Genomic DNA, 4,499 nt, shown 5'->3' with positions numbered 1-4,499 from the left:
GGTGATGTCATCACCCAGGTCGATGGCAAGGACGTTGCCTCGCCGAAGGAACTCGCCCGCCTGATCGGCGCCTATTCGCCGGGCAAATCGGTTGATGTCACCGTGTGGCGTGACGGCAAGAGCCAGACGGTCAAGGTCGATCTCGGCAAACTGCCCATCAGCGACAAGCAGGCATCGGGCGACCAGAAGCAGCAACCCACCGCTCCGGCAAAGCCGGACACGCTCGCCGATCTCGGCCTCACCGTCACCAAGTCTGAAAACGGCAAGGGTCTGGTGGTGACCGACGTCGACCCCGACAGCGCTGCCGCCGATCGCGGCATCCAGCCGGGCGACGTCATCACCGCGGTCAACTCCGCGGAGGTCAACGGCACCGACGACGTCACCAAGGCCATGGCCGATGCGGTCAAATCCGGACGCAAGGCGGTGCTGATGCAGATCACCCGCGACGACAACAACCGCTTCGTCGCGCTGCCGGTGGCCAAGGGCTGAGACGACTTTTCCAATGCGGCGGTTTCAACACCCCCGAGTCGCCGCATGGGAAAGCAAGAAGGAGAGCCCGTTAGTCAGTCATCGCGCTCTTCTTCAGTGGCAGCGGGCTTCCCATCGCCCGCTGCCGCGCGCCGCATATGGGTGCCACATCACGCTCTCGTGCCCGAAGTCGGTCGGTTCGGTGGTCGCGGGGGGAAACGACATGACCGGGAACTGGCATGTCCGGCGCAACGACGCCACGGAACAAGGATTTCATCGCGCACGCTCTCGATCATCTTGATCGCGATGCGCTTTGGCAAAGGCTAGAATGCAGATGCCGGCTACTCAATCTTCCAGCGAAATCGCGTATAACGGCCCTATGAAGATTCTCGTCATAGAAGACGACCGCGAGGCTGCGGATTATCTGCAGAAAGCCTTCACCGAAGCCGGTCATACGGCACATGTCGCCGGTGACGGCGAGACCGGCTTCGCGCTTGCCGATGCGGGTGATTACGACGTGATGGTCATCGACCGGATGATGCCGCGCCGCGATGGCCTGTCGGTCATTGCCGCTCTCCGCTCCAGGGGCAACACGACACCAGTGCTCATCCTGTCGGCGCTGGGCGAGGTCGATGACCGGGTCACCGGCCTGCGTGCCGGCGGCGACGACTATCTGACCAAGCCCTATGCCTTTTCCGAACTTCTGGCGCGTGTCGAGGTGCTGAACCGACGCGCCAGCGCCAAGGAGGCCGAGACCGTCTACCGGGTTGGCGACCTTGAACTCGACAGGCTGTCGCATTCTGTCCGCCGGGCCGCGCGTGAGATCACGCTGCAGCCGCGCGAATTCCGCCTGCTCGAATATCTCATGCGCCATGCCGGCCAGGTGGTGACGCGCACCATGCTGCTCGAAAATGTCTGGGATTATCATTTCGATCCGCAGACCAATGTCATCGATGTCCACGTCTCGCGGCTGCGCGGCAAGATCGAAAAGGGCTTCGACAAGCCGATCCTGCACACGGTTCGAGGCGCCGGCTACATGCTGAAGGGCGGCTAGGCGACAGCATGGCTCTTTCCGTGCCCGCCATCATGAAGACGACGGCAGCGCGGCTTTCGGCGCTTTATTTCCTGCTTTTCGCGCTGTGCGCCGTGCTGCTGGTCTTCTACATGACGTCGCTGTCAGCGAGCATGCTGACCGGGCAGACGCAGGACACAATCAATGATGAGATAATAGGCTTGGCCAGCGCCTACAAAAAGGGCGGCTTGCCATTGCTGGTGCGTGTGGTCGAAAACCGCTCCCGCCAGCCTGGCGCCAACCTCTATCTGATCGCCGACACCAATGGCCAGATCCTGACCGGCAATGTGCAGGCCCTGGAGCCGGGTGTAATCGATACCGAGGGATGGACGACCGAGCCGTTCTCCTACAAGCGCTTCGGCGAAGGTGAGCTTGATCGTTTGCGCAGCGGAGCGTCCGACCAGACGACGTCTCCTTCAACTGGCGACAACGCGGTGCAGGCTGAAGGCGAGAAGGGCCACAATGCCATCGCGCTGGTGCTGCGGCTGCCCAATCAGATGATCCTGCTGGTCGGCCGCGATCTTGGCGAACCGGAGCGTTTTCGCGCCGTTATCCGCCGCTCGCTGATGCTGGCGCTCGGCATGATGGGGCTCGGCGGACTGCTAATCTGGTTCTTTGTCGGCCGCGCCGCGCTGAAGCGCATCGACAGCGTGTCGGAGGCCAGCCGTCGCATCATGGGCGGCGATCTCAGTGGCCGATTGCCGGTTACGGGCACCGGCGACGAATTCGATCGGTTGTCCGAAAACCTCAATTCCATGCTGGCCAGGATCGCCACGCTCAATGAAGGCTTGAAACAGGTTTCCGACAACATCGCGCATGATTTGAAGACGCCGCTGACCCGGCTGCGCAACCGGGCCGAGGCGACGCTTTCTGGCAAGCAGAAGACGTCGGACTATCGGCAGGCGCTGGAGGGCACCATCGCCGAGTCCGACCAGCTGATAAAGACCTTCAACGCCATCCTGATGATCTCCCGGCTGGAGGCTGGATATTCTTCCGAGCACACCAACCGCGTCGATCTGGCGGCTGCCGTGCGCGATGTGGTCGAGCTCTACGAGCCGGTGGCCGAGGAGGCTGGCGTTTCGCTGGACGCCGAGGTGAACGGTGCTTTTGCCGTTGACGGCAACCGCGAACTGATCGGCCAGGCGCTCTCCAACATCGTCGACAATGCGATCAAGTACTCGACCGATTCTACGTCCAAGCCGGCGGTCCGCGTGGCGCTCGAACGCACGCATGGCGAGATCAGGCTTTCCGTCGCCGACAACGGCCAAGGCATTCCCGACGATGCCGATCGCGCCCGGGCGACGGAGCGCTTCGTGCGGCTGGAGAAAAGCCGTTCGCAGCCTGGTTCCGGCCTTGGCCTCAGTCTCGCCAAGGCGGTCATGACATTCCACTACGGCCGGCTTGACCTGTTGCCCGGCAATCCGGGACTATCCGTGGTCATGAGTTTCCCCACACGCGAGGACCACTGATGGCGGCCGTTGCCAAGCGGAGCAAGACAGACTGGTTGCTGAGCCTGGAAACCCCGCTTGTCCCGCTCGACGAGGGGCGGGCGCGGCAGGAACTGGCCGAAATCGCGGACGCAGCGCGCGAAGAAGGGCTGACACGGGCGGCCAAATTCCTGGCCGGCAAGGGGACGGCGCAGGATTTCCTGGCCGCCGTCTTCGACCTTTCGCCGTTCCTGCGCGATACGGCGCGCCGCCGGCCGCAAATCCTCGACGGCCTCTTCGACCTGCCGATCGAGGCCCGCCTGAAGGCGATCACCGCCGCGATCGACCAGGCGCCGCTGGCCGAAACGGTCTCGGAATCCGGCCTGATGATGGAGCTGCGCCAGCATAAGGCCGAGGCGCATTTCCTGATCGCGCTCGCCGATCTTTCGGGCGAGGCCGAAACGTCGCTGACAGTAAGGCGCTTGAGCGATCTCGCCGACGCCTGCACCCGCGCGGCTGTCGATTTCCTGCTGCGTGACGCGCATGGCCAGGGCAAGCTCAGACTGCCAGACCTCGACAGCCCGTCGCATCAATCGGGCTGGATCCTGCTTGGAATGGGCAAGCTCGGCGCGCATGAGCTGAATTTCTCCTCCGATATCGACCTCGTCGTGTTCTTCGATCCGGAAGCGCCCGCCGTGGTCGATCCCCTCGACGCCACCGATTTGTTCTCGCGCCTGACGCGCCGGCTGGTGCGCATCCTGCAGGATCGCACCGAGCACGGCTATGTCTTCCGCACCGATCTGAGATTGCGTCCCGATCCCGGCTCGACCCCGCTGGCGATTCCGGTTGAAGCCGCGCTGCGCTACTACGAGGCGCGCGGCCAGAACTGGGAGCGTGCCGCGATGATCAAGGCGCGCCCGGTGGCAGGCGATCTGGCGGCCGGCGATGCCTTTCTCAAGGAACTCCAGCCCTATATCTGGCGCAAATACATGGACTACGCCGCGATTGCCGACGTCCATTCGATCAAACGCCAGATTCATGCCCATAAGGGTCACGGCGAGATCGCCGTGAAGGGGCACAACGTCAAGCTTGGGCGCGGCGGCATCCGCGAGATCGAGTTCTTCGTCCAGACCCAGCAGCTCATCGCCGGCGGCCGCTTCCCGGAGCTGCGCGGCCGCGAAACCGTGCCCATGCTCGGTCAGCTCGCGGCTCGGGGCTGGATCACATCGGATGCGCGTGACGCGCTCGCCCGCCAGTACTGGTTCCTGCGCCGGGTCGAACACGCCATCCAGATGGTGGCCGACGAGCAGACGCACACGCTGCCGGAAGACGATGAAGGGCTGGAGCGCATCGCCCGCATGCTGGGCTTTGCCGACGCGGCCGCTTTTGCCGGGGCGTTCCGTGCCTCGCTGCAGCAGGTCGAGCGCCATTATGCGGCGCTGTTCGAAACGGCGCCCGAGCTTTCGGCCGGCATCGGCAATCTTGTCTTCACCGGTGACGTCGACGACCCGAATACGCTGCAGACCCTGCAC

At 63.9% G+C, this 4,499-nt stretch carries 4 protein-coding genes; all 4 read left to right on the top strand.

The genetic code is table 11. From position 1 onward, the window contains the following. A partial coding sequence (locus tag EOA36_RS28540) for a PDZ domain-containing protein (protein WP_127280372.1) occupies positions 1-489 on the top strand: 489 nt, incomplete at its 5' end. A gap of 358 nt (positions 490-847) precedes the next feature. After that, positions 848-1,522 carry a response regulator transcription factor gene (locus tag EOA36_RS28535; RefSeq protein WP_023771592.1) on the top strand — a complete coding sequence of 225 codons (675 nt, stop codon included), beginning with the start codon at positions 848-850 and terminating at the stop codon, positions 1,520-1,522. An 8-nt stretch (positions 1,523-1,530) separates the two neighbouring features. Beyond that, positions 1,531-3,009, top strand: a complete 1,479-nt coding sequence (locus EOA36_RS28530) for a HAMP domain-containing sensor histidine kinase (RefSeq protein WP_127280370.1) — start codon at positions 1,531-1,533, stop codon at positions 3,007-3,009. Beyond that, a partial coding sequence (locus tag EOA36_RS28525; RefSeq protein ID WP_127280369.1) for a bifunctional [glutamine synthetase] adenylyltransferase/[glutamine synthetase]-adenylyl-L-tyrosine phosphorylase occupies positions 3,009-4,499 on the top strand: 1,491 nt, incomplete at its 3' end. The genes EOA36_RS28530 and EOA36_RS28525, both read left to right, overlap by 1 nt.

The sequence above is a fragment of the Mesorhizobium sp. M8A.F.Ca.ET.021.01.1.1 genome (genome assembly GCF_003998025.1).
Lineage (GTDB): Bacteria > Pseudomonadota > Alphaproteobacteria > Rhizobiales > Rhizobiaceae > Mesorhizobium.
Note: the sequence above shows the minus strand (reverse complement) of the source record. Positions and strands in the feature narration are given on the sequence as shown.